Source organism: Streptomyces sp. NPDC029164 (genome assembly GCF_055563995.1).
The window spans coordinates 47,928-67,025 of sequence record NZ_JBVHWW010000024.1 but is presented as its reverse complement, the minus strand read 5'-3'; the positions used below and the strand labels follow the sequence as shown (position 1 = coordinate 67,025).

The window sequence follows — 19,098 nt, the reverse complement described above, 5'->3', positions numbered from 1 at the left end:
GCCCAGGCCACTCGTGGGCATAGGAGGATCCTCCGGATAAGCTCATGGCGGCGCGACTGCACTGTTCGATAGCAAGGGAATAGCAAGGTGACGGACGGAGCAGTAACTGAGGCCGCGCGCGTGCTCATCGCCGCGGACAAATTCAAGGGCTCGCTCACGGCCGTTCAGGTCGCGGAGCGGGTGACGGCCGGACTCCGCTCGGCCGTACCGGGCGTGGAGATCGAGACCCTCCCCGTCGCGGACGGCGGCGACGGTACGGTCGCGGCCGCCGTGGCGGCCGGTTTCGAGCGCCGGGAGGTACGGGTCACCGGACCCCTCGGCGACCAGGTCACGGCCGCCTTCGCGCTGCGCGAGGGCACCGCGGTGGTCGAGATGGCGGAGGCCTCCGGGCTGCAGCTGCTTCCGGCGGGCGCCTTCGCCCCGCTGACGGCGACCACGTACGGCTCGGGCGAGCTGCTGAAGGCCGCGCTGGACGCGGGCGCGCGCTCGATCGTCTTCGGTGTGGGCGGCAGTGCCACCACCGACGGCGGCGCCGGCATGCTGGCCGCGCTGGGCGCGGTGTTCCTGGATGCGAACGGCGAACCGGTCGGTCCGGGCGGCGGCGCGCTGGCCGACCTGGCCTCGGCGGACCTGTCCGGCGTCGACCCGCGTTTCGCGGACGTGGAATTCGTCCTCGCGAGCGACGTGGACAACCCGCTGACCGGCCCGAAGGGCGCCCCGGCGGTCTACGGCCCGCAGAAGGGTGCCTCGCCCGAGGACGTGGCGACGCTCGACGCGGCGCTGGCGCACTTCGCGGTGGTGCTGGAGAAGTCGATCGGCGCGAAGGCCGCCGAGTGCGCGGTGCTCCCGGGTGCGGGCGGCGCGGGCGGCATCGGCTACGGCGCCCTGCTGCTCGGCGCCACGTTCCGTCCCGGCATCGAGCTGATGCTGGAGGTGCTGGGCTTCGCGCCGGCCCTGGAGCGGGCCACGCTGGTCATCACGGGTGAGGGCTCGCTGGACGAGCAGACCCTGCACGGCAAGGCCCCGGCAGGCGTCGCGGCCGCGGCGCGCGCGGCGGGCAAGCCGGTGGTGGCGGTGTGCGGCCGGCTGCTGCTGAGCCAGGAGGCCCTGGAGGCCGCCGGCATCCGCAAGGCGTACCCGCTCACGGACCTGGAGCCCGATCCGGCGAAGTCCATCCCGAACGCGGGTCCCCTGCTGGAGCAGGTCGCCGCCAACATCGCCGCCGACGTTCTCTGACGCGCCCGGCACGGCCCCCGAGGCCCGGACCCCGCCCTGGGGGTCCGGGCCTCGGCCGTACGGGAGGCGGGTGCGGCGGCCGGGAGAACGCCGGGTGCAGCCGGACGCCCGTGATCACGGGGCCCCGGCCGCCGCCCCCAAACGCCCGGACAGTGTTAGAAATGGCTCATGACCGGACGTAATGGTCGCCAGGCGACCGGGTGGGGCTCGAGCCTGCTCGGGCGCCTGTCCCTGGGGGCGCACAGTGTCGCCGGTCAGGTCTTCGCCCTCCAGGCGGTGATCGTGGCGCTGCTGATCACCGCTTCCGCGGTGGCCCTGGTGGTCCAGGCCCGGTACGACAGCGAGCGCGACGCGCGCCACCGCTCGCTCGCGGTCGCCGAAGGCTTCGCCCACTCCCCCGGTCTCGCGGCGGCACTGGCCTCGCGGAATCCGACCGCCACGCTCCAGCCGCTGGCCGAGGCCGCCCGCCGGGCCTCGGGCGTCGACTTCGTCGCCGTGATGAGCACTGACGGGATCCGCTACACCGACTCGCGGCCCGAACTGATCGGCCGGCGGGCCACCGGCGACCTCAGCCGCGCCGTCTCCGGCCGGTCCTTCACGGAGACCTTCACGGGCGAGCCGAGCAACGCCGTCCGCGCCGTGGTCCCCGTACGGAACGCCGAAGGCGCCGTCGTCGGCCTGGTCGGCACCGGCATCGAGGTGGAGAACGTCTCCATGGTGGTCGAGGGCCAGCTGCCGCTCCTCCTCGGCGCCGCCGCGGGCGGTCTGCTGCTCGGCACCGCGGGAGCCGCCCTGGTCAGCCGCCGGCTGCGGCGCCAGACCCGGGGCCTCGGCCCCGCCGAGATGACCCGGATGAACGAGCACCACGAGGCCGTGCTGCACGCCGTGCGCGAGGGCGTGCTCATCATCAGCGCGGACCACCGGCTCGTCCTCGCCAACGACGAGGCCCGCCGGCTCCTCGACCTGACGCCGGACTCCGAGGGACGCGCCGTCGCCGATCTCGGTCTCGACCCGCGCACCACCCAGCTGCTCGCCTCCGGCCGGGTCGTGACGGACCACGTGCACCTGGCGGGCGACCGGCTGCTCGCGGTCAACGTGCGGCCCACCAAGCCGTACAAGAGCCGGCCCACCGGCAGCGTCGTGACCCTGCGCGACTCCACCGAGCTCGCGGCGCTCTCCGGCCGGGCCGAGGTGGCCCGCAGCCGGCTCCAGCTGCTGTACGACGCCGGGGTGCGGATCGGGACGACCCTGGACGTGGCGCGGACCGCCGAGGAGCTGTCGGAGGTCGCGGTCCCGCGTTTCGCGGACTTCGTCACGGTGGAGCTGCTGGAGCCGGTGCTGCGCGGTGACGAGCCCTCCGGCGCCTACACCGAGATGCGCCGGGCGGCCATCAGCGGCGTCCGCCCCGACTCGCCGCTCCAGCCGGTCGGCGACGTCATCCGCTTCGTCGTGCCGACGGCCCCGATGGCGGCGGCCCTGGACGCCGGGCACGCGGTGCTCGCGCCCGATCTGAACGCGGCCATGGGCTGGCGGGCCCAGGACGAGACCGGGACCCGCGAGGCCCTCGACTACGGCCTCCACTCGCTGATCTCCGTACCGCTCCAGGCGCGGGGCGTGGTCCTGGGCATGGCCAACTTCTGGCGGGCCGACACCCCGGAGGCCTTCGACGAGGAGGACCTGTCCTTCGCGGAGGAGCTGGGTGCGCGCGCGGCCGTCTCCATCGACAACGCCCGCCGCTTCACCCGCGAGCACGCGATGGCCGTGACCCTCCAGCGCAGCCTGCTGCCCCGCGTGCTGCCCGAGCAGAACGCCGTGGAGGTGGCCTTCCGGTATCTGCCCGCGATGGCGGGGGTGGGCGGGGACTGGTTCGACGTGATCCCGCTGCCGGGCGCCCGGGTGGCCCTGGTCGTGGGGGACGTCGTCGGGCACGGGGTGCACGCGGCGGCCACCATGGGCCGGCTGCGGACCGCCGTGCACAACTTCTCCACCCTGGACCTGCCGCCCGACGAGCTGCTCGGGCACCTGGACGAGCTGATCAACCGGATCGACCAGGACGAGACGGGGGACGGCCGGGACGAGGACGGGGAGGACCCGCAGGGGGTGCCCGAGCCGGCCGCGATCACCGGCGCCACCTGCCTCTACGCGGTCTACGACCCGGTTTCCGGGCGGTGCGCGATGGCCAGCGCCGGGCACCCCGGGCCCGCGCTGATCCGCCCCGACGGGCAGGTGGAGTTCCCCGAGCTGCCCACCGGGCTCCCGCTGGGGGTGGGGGGCATGCCCTTCGAGGCCACCGAGTTCACGCTGCCCGAGGGCAGCCGGCTGGTGCTGTTCACCGACGGCCTCGTGGAGGACCGCGACCGGGACTTCGACGCCGGGCTGCGCCTGCTCGGCGAGAGCCTGTCGCGGCCCGGCCGCAGCCCGGAGCAGGCCTGTGCGGACGTGCTCGCCGCGATGCTGTTCCCGGTGCCGAGCGACGACATCGCCCTGCTGATCGCCGACACCCGGCGGCTGGAGGCCGACCGGATCGCCGAGTGGGGGGTGCCCGGCGAGCCCTCGGCCGTGTCGCGGGTGCGCAACGCGGGCTCCGCGCAGCTCGCCGCCTGGGGGCTGGAGGAGATCTCCTTCACGACCGAGCTGATCCTCAGCGAGCTGATCACCAACGCCATCCGGTACGGGAGCCCGCCCATCCGGGTGCGGCTGCTGCGCGACCGCACCCTCATCTGCGAGGTCTCCGACGGCAGCAGCACCTCCCCGCACCTGCGGTACGCGGCCACCACCGACGAGGGCGGGCGGGGGCTGTTCCTCGTCGCGCAGTACGCCGAGCGGTGGGGCACCCGCTACACCGAGCGCGGCAAGGTCATCTGGGCCGAGCTGCCCCTGACCGGGGGCGGGGAGCCGCGGGAGCCGGATCCGCCGGACCTGGACGCCCTGGAGGACATGGCGTGGTGACCGGACCGGCCCCGGCCGTCACACCGGCCGGGTACGGGCCAGCAGCACCGCCACGTCGTCCTCCTGGGCGCACGGCAGCAGGGAGCGCAGGATCCCGTCGCACAGTTCCTCCAGCGGCTGCTCCGGCCGCCGCAGGGCCTGCGCCAGCTGGTCCATGCCCTGGTCGAGGTCCCGGTCCCGGGCCTCGATGAGGCCGTCGGTGTAGAGCACGAGCAGGCTCCCCGCCGGCAGCCGCACCTCCTCGGTGCGGAACTCCTGCCCGCCGGTGCCCAGCGGGGTGCCGGGCGGCCCGTCGAGGAAGGAGACGGTCCCGTCGGTGGCGACCACGGCCGGCGGCGGATGCCCGGCGCGGGCGATGACACAGCGGCCGGACTCCGGGTCGTAGACGGCGTACACGCAGGTCGCCATCTCGTCCTCGCCCAGGTCGGCCACCACGGCGTCCAGCGAGCCGAGCATGCGCTCCGGGGACACCTCGTGGCGCGCGAGGGTCCGTACCGCCGTGCGCAGCTGTCCCATGACGGCCGCCGCGTGGATCCCGTGGCCCATGACGTCGCCGATGACGAGCCCGGTCCGGCCGCCGGGCAGGGGGATGACGTCGAACCAGTCGCCGCCGACGTCGTGGTCGCTGGCGGGCAGGTAGCGCCCGGTGAGCACCAGGCCCGGGACCTCGGGCAGCGCGCTGTTGGTGAGGCTGCGCTGGAGGGTCAGGGCCGCCTCCCGCTGGCGGGTGTACATCCGGGCGTTGTCGATGTTGAGGGCCGCGCGGGCGACCAGCTCGTCGACGAGTACGCAGTCCTGCTCGTCGAAGGGCTCCCGCTCGCGCGTGCGCGTCACGGTGACGGCGCCGAGTACGGTGCCGCGCGCGACCAGCGGGACCAGCCGGGCCGAGCCCAGGGTGGCGAGGTAGGCGCGCAGGGCGTCGGCGCGCGGGGAGGTGATCAGTGCCGGGATGTCGGACACGTAGAGGTTCATGGGGCGACCCTCGGTGACGATCCGCTCGTAGTGGGTGCCCACGGGGATCTGGAAGGTCTGGCCGGGAGTGAGCTTGGCGGTGGGGGCCGTGGGGTCCGGGAAGCGGGCCGCCAGGCGGCGCAGGACGCCGCGGGTGGACGCGGCGGCCAGGGCGCCCTCGTCGGGGCCCAGTACCGCCTCCAGGAGCTGTACATCGGCCGAGTCCGCGAGCTGCGGCACCAGCACGTCCACGATCTCCTCGGCCGTCTGCTGGAGGTCCAGGGTCGCTCCGATGCGGGTGCCCGCCTCCGCCAGCAGCGCGAACCGGCGCTGGGCCCCTTCGGCCTCGGCCTGCGCCCGCTGGGCGTCGGTGATGTCGATGAGGGAGGCGATCACCCCGAGGGCCCGGCCGGAGCCGTCGAGCAGCGGCGCGTACGAGCAGGACCAGGTGCGGTCGTGCTCGGGGTCGGCGGGGGTCCGTCCGGTGCGGCGGACGTCGACGACCGCGGTGCGCCGGTCGAGGACCTGCTGCATGGTCGCCTCCAGGGCGACGGCGTTGACCCCGGGAACCACCTCGGTGAGCCGTCTGCCGACGTGCTCGGCGGCGGAGACCCCGTTCATCCGGGCGAGCGCGTCGTTGACCCGGAGGAAGCGCAGGTCGGCGCCGAGGGTGGCGAGGCCGATGGGCGACTGCGTGAAGAGGCTCTGCAGGGCGGCGAGCGAGTCCCGCATGTGGAGGACCTCGGAGGTCTCCACGGCGATGAGCATGGCGCCCGTGCGGCCCCGCGGGTCGACGGCGGGCACGATCCACATCTCCATGGGGACGCGGTGGCCGTCGCGGTGGCGCACGGGCAGGGTGCCGACGACGGTCTCGCCGGCCTGGACGCGGCGGGTCAGCTGGTCGGCGAGCTCCCGGTTGGCGTCGGGGACGAGGACGGCGGTGCCGAGGCGGCCGATGATGTCCTCGGGACGGTGCCCGAGCAGGTCCTGGGCGGCCAGCGACCATTCGACGATGCGACCGTCGGCGTCCTCGCGCCACAGGGCGATCGGCAGCAGCTCGCGGAGCACGCCCGCGTACCCGACAGCCGCCACCGGCTGTTCCGGCACCTCGCTCGTCGACTGGTAAGTGTCCAACGCACCGACCTCACCCCGGGGGGCTGATTCCTACCGGTTCACCCTATCCGAGGCGTCGACGCGGGGCCTCCAGACTCCGGCCGGGCGCCGGGCGGCATCGGGGGCCGGGACGTCCGGGCACATTTCGGCGGCAATGCCGCTTCACGCCAACTCTCTCTCTTTCCAGGAGAGTTGCGATTGATCTGACCTATGTTCGCTGGGGCACATCCCGTCGCCCCAGGAGGTCAGATTGCAGTCCAGGCGCATATTCGCCTTTCCACGCCTGTTACGCCGTTCCCACCTGCTCATAGCCTTCGGCCTCGGATCGCTCCTGATCGGTCTGACCCCGTGGCTCGGGGTCTCCAGCACGGCGGCCGGCCGGGCCCCGGCTCCCCGGCCCACGCCCGTGCCCCAGGACCAGCAGACGGCGAAGCAGTCACCGCACCACGGCATAGCGCCCGCGAACGCCATGGAACCCACGGCTCCGGTCCTCGACCGGACCGGCTGGACGGCCACCGCGAGCGACGAGGAGACCACCGGCGAGAACGGCCGCGCGGCCCACGTCCTCGACGGCAACACCAGCACCCTCTGGCACAGCAAGTGGAGCGGCACCCCCACCCCGCTCCCGCACACCCTCACCATCGACATGCGCCAGACCTCGGTCGTCTCCGCGCTCGTCTACCACCCCCGCACGAACGGGCCCAACGGGCGCATCGGCGAGTACGGCATCAGCCTCAGCACGGACGGACAGAGCTGGGGAGCCCCGGTCGCCACGGGCACCCTCGCCGACGACGCCGGCGCCAAGACGCTGGGCTTCGCCCCGCAGGGCGCCCGGTTCGTACGCCTGACGGCCCTCACCGAGGCCGGCGGCCGCGGACCCTGGAGCTCCGCCGCCGAGATCGACATGCTGGGCGACCCCGGCACCCCCGCGGCCACCGTCGACCTGTCCCGCACCGGCTGGACGGCCACCGCGAGCGACGAGGAGACCACCGGCGAGAACGGCCGCGCGGCCCACGTCCTCGACGGCAACACCAGCACCCTCTGGCACAGCAAGTGGAGCGGCACCCCCACTCCCCTGCCGCACACCCTCACCATCGACATGCACCGCACGTCGGTCGTCTCCGCGCTCGTGTACCACCCGCGCGCGGACGGACCCAACGGGCGGGCGGGCGCCTACAGCATCCAGACCAGCACCGACGGCTTCACCTTCGCCGCGCCGGTGGCCTCGGGCACCTGGCGCGACGACGACACCGTCAAGACCGCCACCTTCACCCGGGCCGAGCACGCCCGGTACGTACGGCTGACGGTGACGAGCGAGGCCGGCGGGCGCGGCCCGTGGACCTCCGCCGGCGAGATCCGCCTGAGCGGGCCGGCCAGCCCGGCCGTCCACGGCTCCTGGGGCCGGATCACCGGCTTCCCGCTGGTGCCCGTGGCCACCGCCGTCCTGCCCGGCGACAAGCTGCTGGCCTGGTCGGCGTACGCGGCCGACCGCTTCGGCGGCAGCAACGGCTACACGCAGACCGCGATCCTGGACCTGAAGACCGGCAAGGTCACCCAGCGCCGCATCGACAACACCGGCCACGACATGTTCTGTCCCGGCATCGCCATGCTGGCCGACGGCCGGGTGCTGGTCACCGGCGGCAGCAACGCGGAGAAGGCGAGCATCTACGACCCGGCCACCGACGCCTGGTCCGCCACCACCAGCATGAACATCGCCCGCGGCTACCAGGCCATGACGCTGCTCTCCACGGGCGAGGCCTTCGTCCTGGGCGGTTCCTGGAGCGGGGCGGCGGGCGACAAGGCCGGTGAGGCGTGGTCGCCGGACACCCGTACCTGGCGGGGGCTCCCGGGCGTCTCCGCCGTGCCGGCCCTGACGGCCGACCCGGCCGGACCCTACCGGGCCGACAACCACATGTGGCTGTACGCCACTTCGGGCGGCAAGGTGCTCCAGCTGGGTCCGAGCAAGCAGATGAACTGGATCTCGACCACGGGCCAGGGCAGCATCACCCCCGCCGGCACCCGGGCCGACAGCCAGGACGCCATGACCGGCAACGCCGTCTCCTACGACATCGGCAAGCTGCTCACCCTGGGCGGCTCGCCCGCCTACCAGGACAGCCCGGCCACCCGGCGCGCCTACACGGTGAACGTCACGGGCGGCCGGGCGCAGGCCGCCCGTACCGGGGACATGGAGCACGCCCGCGCCTTCAGCAACAGCGTCGTCCTGCCCGACGGCAAGGTGGCCGTCTTCGGCGGGCAGGCCCATCCGGTGCCGTTCAGCGACGCGACCTCGGTGCTGACGCCCGAGCTGTGGGACCCGGCGACCGGGGGCTTCACCCCGCTCGCCTCGATGGCCGTGCCGCGCAACTACCACAGCGTGGCCAACCTGCTGCCGGACGGGCGGATCTTCTCCGGGGGCGGCGGCCTGTGCGGTGACTGCGCCACCAACCACGCCGACGGGGCGGTGTTCACGCCGCCGTACCTGCTGAACGCGGACGGATCGCCGAAGCCGCGTCCGGTCATCTCCGGTGGTGTGCCCGCCCGGACGGCACCCGGCACCTCGCTCACCGTGAGCACCGAGGGCCAGGTGGCCTCCTTCGTCCTGATGCGGGCGGCGGGCGCGACCCACTCCACCGACAACGACCAGCGGCGGGTCCCGCTGGTGTCCACGGCCAACGGAGGCGGCTCCCACACGGTGTCCGTTCCCTCCGACACCGGTGTGGTCCTGCCGGGCACCTACATGCTCTTCGCCCTCGACGCCCAGGGGGTCCCGAGCATCGCCAAGTTCCTCACCGTCTCCTGACCCGGCTGTCCCGGGTGACCCCGAGCGGTGTCCGGCCCTCGTCGCGGCCGGACACCGCTCCTCCTCCGCTACGCCGTCCGCACCGCCCGGGCCGGGTCGGCCGCGCCGAGGACGCCCGCGATGCCCCGGGCGAGGCAGGGGATGCGGTGCGCCGGGATGCCCGCGATGTTGATCCGCCCGGAGGTGGTGCCGTAGACCGCGTACTGCCTGCGCAGCCGGAGCATCTGCGGCGCGCTGAGCGGCAGCATGGAGAACATGCCCTTCTGCCGGGCGAGGGACCGCGCCTGCTCGGCACAGCCGAGGGCGCTCAGGTGGACGGTCAGATCGGCCCGGTTGGCCATGATCCGGCCCCGCATGACGTCCAGTTCCGTGCGCCAGGCCGCCCGCAGCCCCTGGTCCTCCAGGATCGTGGTGACGACGGCCGCGCCGTGCTCGGGCGGCATGGAGTACAGCGTCCGGGCGGCGTTCTGCAAGGCCGTCTCGGCGTGCCGCACGGCCTGGGCGGAGGACCCGAGCACGATGGCGCAGCCGACGCGGTCGCTGTAGAGGCCGAAGTTCTTCGAGCAGCTGACGGCGATCAGCATCTCCGGGACGCGCGCCGCCAGCATCCGCGTGGCCAGCAGGTCGGCCTCCAGGCCGTCGCCGAGACCGTGGTAGGCGAGGTCCACGAAGGGCACCCAGCCGGCGCGGACGGCGGAGTCGGCCAGCGCCTCCCAGTCGTCGAGCAGCGGGTCCACGCCCGTGGGGTTGTGGCAGCACCCCTGGAGGAGCACCACGTCGTCCCGCCGGGCCTCGCCCAGTTCCCGCAGGACGCCGGCCGTGTCGAAGCCGCCCTCGGCGTCGCGCCAGCCGTACGTGCGGACCTGCAGCCCGGCGGCCTCCAGGATGGGCCGGTGGTTGACGTACGCCGGATCGCTGATCCAGACCGTGGTGCCCGGGCGGGTCCGGCAGATCAGGTCGGCCAGCAGCCGCAGCGCGCCGGAGCCGGCGACGGTCTGGACGGCCGCGGCCCGGTCGGCCGGCCCTTCCGGGCCGAGCACGAGGTCCAGCAGGGAGCGGTTGAAGGCGGCGTTCCCGGAGAGCCCGCGGTACTCCTTGGACTCGGAGCGCTCCGCCAGGCGCATCTCGGCCTCGCGCACGGCGGCCATGACGGGTGTGGTGCCCGTCTGGTCCCGGTAGACCCCGAGGACGAGGTTCAGCCGTTCGGGCCGCTCGTCGCTGCCGAACTCGTAGGTCAGGTCCCACAGCGGGTCGGTGGGCGGCGGGGGGAGGAGCTCAAGCATCTGCGGGAACCTCGGGTCGGGGGCGGCGGTTGGCGAGGACCACACCGGCGGTGATCAGGGGGACGCCGACGAGCACGGCGGGGGTGGGTGTCTCACCGAGCAGGGGGACGGCGAGCAGGACGACGGCGACGGGGCTGAGGCTGCCGACGACGGAGCTGCGCCCGGCGCCGAGCCGGCGGATGGCGAAGGCGTACAGCAGGCCGGCGCACAGCCCGACGCCGAGGCCCTGCACCACGAGGAACAGCGCGATGTCGCTGCCCGTCGCGTGCGCGATGCCCGTCGGGAGCACGCCGGTCAGGACCAGGACTCCGATGACGGCGAAGGACGGCAGGCACAGCAGTCCGATCGATCCGACGGGATCGAGGTCCACCTCGCGCAGGCCCACGGTGTAGAGGGCCCACAGTCCGCTGGCGACGAGGAGGATGCCGGAGCCGGCGAGCACGTCGGTCTCCACCGGGACGACGTAGCGCCAGACGAGGGCGGCCACACCGGCCGCGATGAGCGCGAGTCCGGCGGCCTGCGTCCCGCGGGGCACCCCGTGCCCGCGGCGGATCATGATCGCGGAGACGAAGAGCGGGACCATTCCGGGGACGATCGAGCCGACGAAGGCGGCGGAGGTCAGGGCGCCGCCGTGCATCGCGGCGAGGAAGAAGGGCACCCCCGCACCGCAGATGATCTTGGCTGCGGCGCCGGGCCGTACCGCGGCGATGCGGCGACGGCGCCGCCACAGGGCGGGGAGGAGCACGAGGAGGGGAACGCCGAAGCGCAGCAGGGCCGCGTCGGCGGGCAGCAGGGAGGAGGCGCTCAGGGCGCGGGCGCTGAGCGCGAAGGCCGCCCAGATCGCCACGGTCACCAGCAGGGCCAGCAGCCCCTCGGCCTGCGGGGAGAGCCACAGGGGGCGTCGCAGGGACAGGCGCGGGGAAAGCCGCGGGGAGAGCCCGCGCCGGCCGGGGTGTCCGGCCCGCGGGCCCGCCGCGTCGTGAGGCTGGGTCGCCCGGGTGGTGTGCGTCGCGACCAAGGAAATTGCTCCAGCCTCTGGGACTCGGACCGGTCCGGTCCGTTCCGGGGCAACGCTAGGGCTTCGGGCGGGGCAGCCGATTGCCAGTTCTGCCGCTCGGACATACGTTTGGGGCAGAATCTGCCAAGGAGTGACCGTGGACGCAGTCGATCTCCAGATCATCCGGGAATTGCAGGCCGACGGACGCCTGTCCAACCAGGACCTGGCCGACCGCGTGCGGCTCTCCCCCTCCCCCTGCCTGCGCCGGGTCCGGCGGCTGGAGGAGGCGGGCCTGATCCGGGGCTACACGGCCATGGTCGACCAGGTGGCCTTCGGGCTCCCGGTCACCGTCTTCGTCCGGATCCGCCTGGAACGCCACACGGCGCAGGCGGTACGGCTCTTCGAGGAGCACGTGGCCGTCATCGAGCACATCCAGGACTGTTACCTGATGGCGGGCAGCAGCGACTACCTGCTCCGCGTCGTCATCGAGGACCTGGAGGCCTACGAGGCCCTGGTGCGCCACCGCATCCACGCCATCCCCGGGATCGCCTCGATCGAGTCGAGCTTCGCGTACGGCAGCGTCAAACAGTCCCGGACCTATCCGCGGCCCGCCCCGGGCGCCTCGCGGCGCGCGTGACCGATCCCGGCGCGACGGCCTATCCGGAGCCCTCGGCCGCCGCCTCGAAGACGGCGTAGGCGGCCGCGTCGAAGAGGACGAACCGCACCTCCTGCACCTCGGTCCGGGCCGCCCGCACCGTCTCCACCGCGATCCGCGCCCCGTCGTCCATGGGCCAGCCGTAGATGCCGGTGGAGATGGCCGGGAAGGCGACGGTACGGGCCCCCAGCTCGTCGGCGATGCGCAGCGATTCGCGGTAGCAGGAGGCCAGCAGCTCCGACCTGTCCTCCTCGCGCGACCAGACCGGGCCCACCGTGTGGATGACGTGCCCGGCGGGGAGCCGGCCGGCCGTGGTGGCGACGGCCCGGCCCGTCGGCAGTCCCTTGCCGTAGTGCGAGCGGCGCAAATCCTCGCAGGCCGCGAGGATCTCCGGCCCGCCACGGCGGTGGATGGCGCCGTCCACCCCGCCGCCGCCGAGGAGCGAGGAGTTGGCCGCGTTGACGATCGCGTCGGCCTTCTCGGCGGTGATGTCGCCGAGCACCAGGGTGATGCGGACCATCGGGGCTCCTTTCGCGAGCGGCGCTGCGCCCGGAACGCGGTACCGAACCGCCTCAGCTGTCGTTGCGCAGGTGGCGCCAGACGGCCTTGGCGGCGTTGTGGCCGGACATGCCGTGCACCCCGGGGCCCGGCGGGGTCGCCGAGGAGCAGAGGAAGACCGCCGGGTGGGCCGTCGTGTACGGGGAGAGGGAGATCTTCGGGCGCAGCAGCAGTTGGAGGCCCGAGGCGGCCCCGCAGGCGATGTCCCCGCCGATGTAGTTGGGGTTGCGGGCGGCGAGCTGGGGCGGGCCGGCCGTGGCCCGGGCCAGGACCAGGTCGCGGAAGCCGGGGGCGAAGCGCTCCAGCTGCCTCTCGACGGCGTCGGTGAGATCGCCGTCCCAGCCGGCGGGGACGTGCCCGTACGCCCAGAAGACGTGCTTGCCCTCGGGGGCCCGGCCGGGGTCGACCAGGCTGGGCTGCGCCGTGATGAGGAAGGGGGTGCGGGGGGCCCGCCCGCCCGAGGCCAGCTGGAGGGCGGCGTCGATGTCGCGGGTGCGCGGGCCGATCTGGACGGTGCCGGCGCGGCGCGGCTCCTCGGCGGTCCACGGGACCGGGCCGTCCAGCGCGTAGTCGAGCTTGAAGACGGAGGCGCCGTACCGGTAGCCGTCGTAGGCGCGGCCCAGCCGGGCGATCCGGGCCAGCGCGGTCGGCGAGGTGTCGAAGACGTACGCCCGGGCCGGCGGGAGGTCGTCGAGCCGCTTGACCTCGAAACCGGTGTGGATCGTCCCGCCGAGGTCGCGCAGGTACGCGGCGAGCGCGTCGGAGACGGACTGCGAGCCTCCGCGCGCCATCGGCCAGCCGTTCGCGTGCGCGGCCAGCGCGAAGACCAGGCCGACGGCTCCGGTGCCGATCCCGCCGAGCGGAGCGATGACGTGGGCCACGAGCCCCGCGAACAGGGCCCTGGCCCGCTCGTCGCGGAAGCGGCGCAGGAGCCAGGTGGACGGCGGCAGCCCGGCGAGCCCGAAACGGGCGAGGGTGACGGGGTCGCGCGGCAGCGCGGTGTTCGGCAGGGACATGAAGTCCCGGGCCAGGGTGTCCCATTTGCCGAGGAACGGGCCGACCAGACGGCGGTAGGCCCCCGCGTCCCGCGGCCCGAACGACGCCGCCGTCTCCGCGACCGAGCGGGAGAGGACGGCGGCCGTGCCGTCGTCGAAGGGGTGCGCCATCGGCAGCGGCGCGTGCAGCCACTCCAGCCCGTACCGCTTCAGCGGCATCGTGGCGAAGACCGGGGAGCCCACGCCGAGCGGATGCACCGCCGAGCACGGGTCGTGCCGGAAGCCGGGGAGGGTGAGCTCCTCGGTCCGGGCGCCGCCGCCCACCGTGTCGGCGGCTTCGAAGACGGCCACCGAGAAGCCGCGCCGGGCCAGTTCGACGGCTGCGGTCAGCCCGTTGGGCCCCGCCCCCACCACGACCACATCGAAAATCGACGGCACTTGCGACTCCTTCGTCTCCGGCGGCCCTGCGCCTCCAGGATATTGCGCCCCGCGCCAGGGGCCGGACACCCCTGGGACGGCCGGGGCCCTGTCCGGTCCCTAGGCGCCCCGCAGAAGCTCCCGGATGCGTACGGCGGTGGCCTCGTCGCGTCCGACGGCGAACGGCAGCGCGTTGTCGCGGTCCACCCGGAAGGGGACCCCGTCGACCGTGCTCTGCGCCCCGCCGGCCTCGGCGACCAGCAGCAGTCCGGCCGCGTGGTCCCAGGCCGAGGGCCAGGTGAAGGCCAGGCCGTCCATCTCGCCGCGGGCCACCTTCAGGTACTCCAGGCCCGCCGAACCGCACGGCCTGGCCGCCACCCCGGGCACGTCCAGCCGGGCCAGCGTCCGCTTGTTCTCGTCGGAGGTGTACAGCGGGTGCGCGATGGCGACCCGCAGCGCGGCGCCGGCCTCCGGCGAACCGCTGTGGATCCGCTCGCCGTTGACGTACGCGCCCTGCCCGCGCACGGCGGTCGCCAGTTCCTCCAGCGCCGGCGCGAAGGTCCAGGAGGCGAGGATCTCGCCGCGCACGGCCAGCGCCACCAGGGTGCAGAAGGCCGGGTCGCCGTTCACGAACTGGCGGGTGCCGTCCACGGGGTCGACGATCCACACCGGGGCGTCCGCGCGCAGCGCCTCGTACACCGTGGGATCGGCGTGCACGGCCTCCTCGCCGACCACGGCCGAACCGGGCAGCAGCCGGGTCAGGGAGGCCGTGAGGTGCTCCTCGGCCCGGCGGTCGGCGACGGTCACCAGGTCGTGGGGGCCGCTCTTCTCGTCGACCTCGTGCTCGGCGAGCTGCCTGAATCTCGGCATGATCTCGATGGCCGCCGCCTTGCGGACGGCCTCTTCCACATCGGACAGGCCATGGGCCAGGAACTCATCGATCATGCCCCCAGCAAAGCACGACCGGCCGACAAACCCCACTGCCATTCCCGGTCGTCCGCCTGGCCACCGGGTGGCCGCGGGGTGAATCGCCCCGGGCCGGCCCCCTGCGGGATTCAGCCGGCGAGCGGGAACATCGACGCCCGCCGGCCCTCGGGCGAGGCCAGCCACTCCAGCCTCTCGGCCGTGCCCGTGCCGGGCAGCGGGGTGTGGAGCACGATCGCCAGGTCGGGGCGGGCCGGCACGCGCAGCTGCGTCGACTCCACGTACAGCGCGCCGGCGACCGGATGGTCCATCTGCTTCTCCATCTGGCCGCCGGGCCGGACGTCACCCCGGTCCCACAGCTCGGCGAACTCCGGGCTGAGCTCCCGCGCCTCCTCGATCACGGCCCGGAAGCCCTCGTCGTGGGGGTTCTCGGAGCAGGCCGCCCGGTACTGGGCCACCACCACGCAGGCGATCCGCTCCCAGTGCGCCGCGCGGGACCGGTAGATGGGGTCGGTGAAGAAGGCGATCAGGCAGTTCTGCACGATCTCCGGGCGCATCCCGAACACCAGGGCGGCCGCGTCGTTGTACGCCACGGTGTTCCAGTACACGTCCATGATGTGCGCGGGGAACGGCATCCAGGCCTCGATCAGCCGCTTCAGGCCGTCGCACATCCCCTGGTCGTCGGGGGCGACCTCCAGGGCCGGCGGGTTGAGCCCGGCGAGCACGTACAGGTGCCGGCGCTCGGCGCTGGTCAGCTTCAGCACCCGGCCCACCGCGTCCAGGACCTGCGAGGACACCGTGATGTCGCGGCCTTGTTCCAGCCACTGGTACCAGGAGACCCCGACCCCGGCGAGCACGGCCACCTCTTCGCGGCGCAGGCCCGGGGTGCGCCGGCGGGCCCCGCCGTCCGGCAGGCCGGCCTCGGTCGGGGTGATCCGCGCGCGCCTGCTCATCAGGAACTCGCGTAGTTCCGTCCGGCGGTGCGCATCGGTCGCTGTGGCCACGAAGTCTCCCTGTCCGGCTGCCTGGTGGTGCCGCCAACAGGATAAGTTCCCACTCTGCACGGACATTCCCAGGCCACGAAGGTGGTGGCCATGGCGATCGACACACACCCCACGACCACCGGGCCGCGCCCGGCGACCCCCGGCGACACCCGGCTCTCCGGACGGGCCCGGCTGGTCCTCTTCGTCCTCTGCGCCGCCCAGTTCATGGTGGCGCTCGACTTCTCCGTCCTGAACGTGGCCCTGCCGGTGCTCGGCGCGGACCTGGGCCTCGACCGGTCCGCCCTCCAGTGGGCGGTCACCGCGTTCGCGCTGCCCTCCGGCGGTTTCCTCCTCCTGTTCGGCCGGATCGCCGACCTGTACGGCCGCAAGAAGCTGTTCCTCACCGGCCTCGCGCTCTTCGGCGCGGCCTCGGTGCTCGCGACCCTCGCCTGGAACCCGGCGTCCTTTCTGACCGGGCGCGCCCTGCAGGGGCTCGGCGCGGCGGTGATCGTGCCCACCGGCATGTCCCTGCTGACCACGACCTTCCCCGAGGGCCCGCTGCGCGACAAGGCGCTGGGCATCTCCGGCACCCTGCTGTCCCTCGGGTTCACCGTCGGCATGGTGCTCGGCGGTGTCATGACCGACACCCTGGGCTGGCGCTCCACGATGGGCCTGCTCGCGGTCGCCTCGGTGGTCGTCCTGGCCCTCGCGCCGGGCCTGCTGCCGGAATCGCGCACCGCCGAGCGGCCGCGCCTGGACGTGCCCGGCGCCGTCACCGTCACCGGCGGACTGCTCGCGCTGATCTACGCCCTGACGACGGCGGCCCAGCGCGGCTTCGGCGACCCGGACGTCTGGGGCACGCTGGTGGCCGGAGTCGCCCTGCTCGCCGCGTTCGTGGCGGTGGAGTCGAAGTCCCCGGCCCCGCTGGTCTCGCTGCCGATGCTGAAGCGGCGCACGATCGCGTGGGGCAACATCGGCGGTCTGGTGACGTTCTCGATGATGTCGACGGTCGTCTTCGTGCTCACCCTCTACCTCCAGGAGACCCTGGAGCTGTCGTCCTTCCGGACGGGTCTGGTCTTCGGCGTCCAGGGCGTCGCCTCCGTCCTCGCCGGTTCGTACGCCTCGAAGGTGATCGGCCGCTTCGGTGCCCGCCGCACCCTGGTGGGCTCGCTGCTCGGCCAGGGCCTGCTGGGCGTCGCGCTGCTCGGCGTGGGCACGGGGTCGGGCGCCCTGCTGGCGACCGCGGCCGTCTCGCTGGCCAGCATGTGCCACCTGGGCGCGATCGTCTCGTACGGAGTGGTGGTGACGAGCGGCGTGCCCGACGAGGAGCAGGGCCTGGCGACCGGCCTGGTCACCACCACCCAGCAGGTCGGCATCACCATCGGCATCCCGCTGCTCGGGGTGCTGGCCACCACCGGGGCCTCGCTCTTCGACGGGGTGCGCACGGTCCTCGCGGTCGACGCGGCGATCGTGATCTCGGCGGCCCTCCTGGTGGGCCTCGGCCTCGGGCGCCGCAAGGGCTAGACCGGTCCGGCGGTTCGGAATTCCGAGCCGCCGGCGTACCGGTTGGCTTGATTCATACAGCGGATTCGCGTCAGGTTCGCTGGGGCCTTTTCCTCTTGTGCGTTCGCAAGCCTAGGGTGCTGTCATAGCCGGTCAGCCACTATATGGAACCGGAAATTCCCAGTAACTGGAGCAAAGGGTTCCCCATGCGTAGATCTCTCGCCACACTGGCGGCTCTCGCCACGATGACCGGAAGCGCGATTCTCGCGACGGCGCCCAGCGCTTACGCGGGCGGATACGGATGCTCCGGTTCCCAGGTGGGATCCTATGACCTACAGGGGTCCGGTGGCGTCTGGTCCACGGGTTACCTCTATTACTCCAGCGCCAACGGCGGCACCAATTGCGCCGTCCTCGTGGCGAAGAAGTGGGCCGGAACGCGGCACTACATGTCGATATCCATGAAGGTGCCCGGCAAGAGCGGCCCCAAGGAGAACGAGGGCCAGTTCGTCTCGTACGCGGGACCGGTGACCCAGACCGGCACGAACGGCTACTGCATCTCGATGATCCTGTGGGAGAACAGCCCCGACAATTCCTACCAGGCCGGTACGCCCGTGGACAACGTCGCCTGCGGCTGACGCCGACCGCCCGGTCCCGCCACCACGCGGCCGCCACCCGGCCCGGCGCCCCCGGACCGGGTGGACGACCGTCGAAGAGGACCGAGCCGCCTCAGCGGTCCATGGCCGGGATGACGTACTGACCGTAGGCGTCGATCGTGGCCTCGCGCGCGTCGTGCATGTCGTACACGGCGAACTGGTCGACGCCGAGGTCGCGCAGGACCCGGAGCTTCTCGATGTGGGCCTCGGCCGGGCCGAGCAGGCAGAAGCGGTCGACGATCTCGTCGGGGACGAAGTCCGCGGACGGGTTCCCGGCGCGGCCGTGGTGGCTGTAGTCGTAGCCCTGACGGGCCTTGATGTACTCGGTGAGTTCATCCGGCACCATCGAGGAGTGCTCGCCGTAGCGGGTCACGAGGTCGGCGACGTGGTTGCCGACCATCCCGCCGAACCAGCGGCACTGGTCGCGGGCGTGCGCGAGGTCCTCGCTCACGTACGCGGGGGCCGCCACGCAGATGGTGATCTCCGCCGGATCACGGCCGGCCTCGGCGGCGGCCTCGCGGACCGACTTGACCATCCACTCGGTGAGGTACGGGTCGGCGAGCTGGAGGATGAACCCGTCCGCCTTCTGTCCGGCCAGGGCGAGGGCCTTGGGCCCGTACGCCGCCATCCACACCGGCAGCCGGCCCTCGCGGACCCACGGCAGCCGGACCGGATTGCCGTCGACCAGCGCCTCGCGGCCCTCGGCGAGGTCCCGGATGACGTCGATGGCCTCGCCGAGCCGGGCCAGGGTGTTGGGTTTGCGCCCGGCGACCCGCATCGCCGAGTCGCCGCGGCCGATCCCGCAGACGGTGCGGTTGCCGAACATGTCGTTGAGGGTGGCGAAGGTGGAGGCGGTGACCTCCCAGGTGCGGGTGCCCGGGTTGGTGACCATGGGGCCCACGTGCAGTCTGCGGGTGTGTTCCAGGATCTGGCTGTAGATGACGAACGGCTCCTGCCACAGCACCGCGGAGTCGAAGGTCCAGCCGTAGCGGAAGCCGTTGCGCTCGGCGCGGCGCATGAGGCTGATGACCTGCGAGGCGGGCGGGTCGGTTTGCAGGACGAGGCCGAAGTCCATGGGGCG

At 73.4% G+C, this 19,098-nt stretch carries 14 protein-coding genes; 6 read left to right on the top strand and 8 right to left on the bottom strand.

Features of this window, described 5'->3' with window-relative positions; genetic code table 11:
• Positions 1 to 87 precede the first annotated feature (87 nt).
• Both ACZ4VT_RS23200 and ACZ4VT_RS23195 read left to right on the top strand, forming a co-directional pair.
• Positions 88 to 1,236 (top strand): glycerate kinase, encoded by a 1,149-nt coding sequence (locus ACZ4VT_RS23200; protein WP_467952302.1) that lies wholly within the window; start codon positions 88 to 90, stop codon positions 1,234 to 1,236.
• A gap of 168 nt (positions 1,237 to 1,404) precedes the next feature.
• The gene (locus ACZ4VT_RS23195) at positions 1,405 to 4,185 is read left to right on the top strand and encodes a SpoIIE family protein phosphatase (protein WP_467952300.1); all 2,781 of its coding nucleotides are present in this window, start codon (positions 1,405 to 1,407) and stop codon (positions 4,183 to 4,185) included.
• 18 nt (positions 4,186 to 4,203) lie between these two features.
• Here ACZ4VT_RS23195 and ACZ4VT_RS23190 read toward each other — a convergent pair whose 3' ends face one another.
• Positions 4,204 to 6,270, bottom strand: a complete 2,067-nt coding sequence (locus tag ACZ4VT_RS23190) for a SpoIIE family protein phosphatase (RefSeq protein ID WP_467952298.1) — start codon at positions 6,268 to 6,270, stop codon at positions 4,204 to 4,206.
• A gap of 229 nt (positions 6,271 to 6,499) precedes the next feature.
• Between ACZ4VT_RS23190 and ACZ4VT_RS23185 the strand changes: the two genes are divergently transcribed.
• Positions 6,500 to 9,049 carry a discoidin domain-containing protein gene (locus ACZ4VT_RS23185; protein ID WP_467952296.1) on the top strand — a complete coding sequence of 850 codons (2,550 nt, stop codon included), beginning with the start codon at positions 6,500 to 6,502 and terminating at the stop codon, positions 9,047 to 9,049.
• A gap of 68 nt (positions 9,050 to 9,117) precedes the next feature.
• Here ACZ4VT_RS23185 and ACZ4VT_RS23180 read toward each other — a convergent pair whose 3' ends face one another.
• Positions 9,118 to 10,332: an amino acid aminotransferase gene (locus ACZ4VT_RS23180; RefSeq protein WP_467952294.1), complete on the bottom strand. Its 1,215-nt coding sequence runs from the start codon at positions 10,330 to 10,332 to the stop codon at positions 9,118 to 9,120.
• The gene (locus ACZ4VT_RS23175) at positions 10,325 to 11,350 is read right to left on the bottom strand and encodes a DMT family transporter (RefSeq protein WP_467952292.1); all 1,026 of its coding nucleotides are present in this window, start codon (positions 11,348 to 11,350) and stop codon (positions 10,325 to 10,327) included. The genes ACZ4VT_RS23180 and ACZ4VT_RS23175 overlap by 8 nt, the downstream gene beginning before the upstream one ends.
• Before the next feature lie 136 nt (positions 11,351 to 11,486).
• Here ACZ4VT_RS23175 and ACZ4VT_RS23170 point away from each other — a divergent pair, with 136 nt between their 5' ends.
• Positions 11,487 to 11,966, top strand: a complete 480-nt coding sequence (locus ACZ4VT_RS23170) for an Lrp/AsnC family transcriptional regulator (protein WP_362805508.1) — start codon at positions 11,487 to 11,489, stop codon at positions 11,964 to 11,966.
• A 19-nt stretch (positions 11,967 to 11,985) separates the two neighbouring features.
• On the opposite strand, the gene ACZ4VT_RS23165 is transcribed toward ACZ4VT_RS23170, so the two are convergent.
• The 4 genes from ACZ4VT_RS23165 to ACZ4VT_RS23150 form a co-directional block, all read right to left on the bottom strand.
• On the bottom strand, positions 11,986 to 12,504 hold the full coding sequence (locus tag ACZ4VT_RS23165; RefSeq protein ID WP_467952289.1) for an O-acetyl-ADP-ribose deacetylase: 519 nt from the start codon (positions 12,502 to 12,504) through the stop codon (positions 11,986 to 11,988).
• Positions 12,505 to 12,556: 52 nt separating this feature from the next.
• On the bottom strand, positions 12,557 to 13,975 hold the full coding sequence (locus tag ACZ4VT_RS23160) for a phytoene desaturase family protein (protein ID WP_467952288.1): 1,419 nt from the start codon (positions 13,973 to 13,975) through the stop codon (positions 12,557 to 12,559).
• Positions 13,976 to 14,074: 99 nt separating this feature from the next.
• Positions 14,075 to 14,899 carry an inositol monophosphatase family protein gene (locus ACZ4VT_RS23155; RefSeq protein ID WP_467952286.1) on the bottom strand — a complete coding sequence of 275 codons (825 nt, stop codon included), beginning with the start codon at positions 14,897 to 14,899 and terminating at the stop codon, positions 14,075 to 14,077.
• 110 nt (positions 14,900 to 15,009) lie between these two features.
• The gene (locus ACZ4VT_RS23150; protein WP_467952388.1) at positions 15,010 to 15,831 is read right to left on the bottom strand and encodes a helix-turn-helix transcriptional regulator; all 822 of its coding nucleotides are present in this window, start codon (positions 15,829 to 15,831) and stop codon (positions 15,010 to 15,012) included.
• 141 nt (positions 15,832 to 15,972) lie between these two features.
• Between ACZ4VT_RS23150 and ACZ4VT_RS23145 the strand changes: the two genes are divergently transcribed.
• The gene (locus ACZ4VT_RS23145; protein ID WP_467952284.1) at positions 15,973 to 17,385 is read left to right on the top strand and encodes an MFS transporter; all 1,413 of its coding nucleotides are present in this window, start codon (positions 15,973 to 15,975) and stop codon (positions 17,383 to 17,385) included.
• A gap of 296 nt (positions 17,386 to 17,681) precedes the next feature.
• Positions 17,682 to 17,999 (top strand): hypothetical protein, encoded by a 318-nt coding sequence (locus ACZ4VT_RS23140; protein WP_467952282.1) that lies wholly within the window; start codon positions 17,682 to 17,684, stop codon positions 17,997 to 17,999.
• 91 nt (positions 18,000 to 18,090) lie between these two features.
• Here the strand turns inward: ACZ4VT_RS23140 and ACZ4VT_RS23135 are convergent, their stop codons facing one another.
• Entirely contained in the window at positions 18,091 to 19,092 is a 1,002-nt protein-coding gene (locus ACZ4VT_RS23135; RefSeq protein ID WP_467952280.1) for a TIGR03842 family LLM class F420-dependent oxidoreductase, read from the bottom strand.
• Between the last annotated feature and the right edge of the window lie 6 nt (positions 19,093 to 19,098).